Origin of the sequence: Vibrio sp. 99K-1 (assembly GCF_013114585.1) — a bacterium.
Classification (GTDB): Bacteria; Pseudomonadota; Gammaproteobacteria; order Enterobacterales; family Vibrionaceae; genus Vibrio; species Vibrio chagasii_B.
In genome coordinates this window covers 1-580 of sequence record NZ_VTXF01000074.1, presented here as the reverse complement: position 1 = coordinate 580, position 580 = coordinate 1, and the positions used below count along the sequence as shown (strand labels likewise).

Sequence of the window (580 nt, the reverse complement as noted above, 5' to 3'; positions counted from 1 at the left end):
ACTTAACCATACAACCCGAAGAGGTCTTTATGTATGGTAAACAACCAAGGTTTTTGGTTGTAACAAGAAGGGTTAGTTCTTATTACGTGTTTGCCGGACTCAATTTTGAATACAAGACACTTGAATGTGTTTGTGTTGTGTTTATCCAAAGGATAAACATTGAGAACTTTTAATTTGATTAACTCTTTGAGTTAATCAGTCAGCTTTCCAAATTGTTAAAGAGCTTGATTTCTTTCGAAACCATTTTTAAAGACTCTCGTAAGACTTTTTGTCAAACAAGAACGCTTAAAGATGGTGGAGCTATGCGGGATCGAACCGCAGACCTCCTGCGTGCAAGGCAGGCGCTCTCCCAGCTGAGCTATAGCCCCATCTAGGTCGATATTGGTGGGTCTGAGTGGACTTGAACCACCGACCTCCCGCTTATCAGGCGAGCGCTCTAACCAGCTGAGCTACAGACCCAATATCGTCTCTTAACTTTTCTAAACCTAATCAATCTGTGTGGACACTTATCGTGAATATCTTCGTATAAGGAGGTGATCCAGCCCCAGGTTCCCCTAGGGCTACCTTGTTACGACTTCAC

Annotated in this window: 2 tRNA genes and 1 rRNA gene; all 3 read right to left on the bottom strand. The window is 42.9% G+C overall.

Annotated features, from left to right (window positions below):
• Positions 1-292: 292 nt before the first annotated feature.
• A tRNA-Ala gene (locus tag F0228_RS25690) sits at positions 293-368 on the bottom strand.
• A gap of 14 nt (positions 369-382) precedes the next feature.
• A tRNA-Ile gene (locus tag F0228_RS25685) sits at positions 383-459 on the bottom strand.
• Positions 460-526: 67 nt separating this feature from the next.
• Positions 527-580, bottom strand: a 16S ribosomal RNA gene (locus F0228_RS25680); the annotation flags it as partial.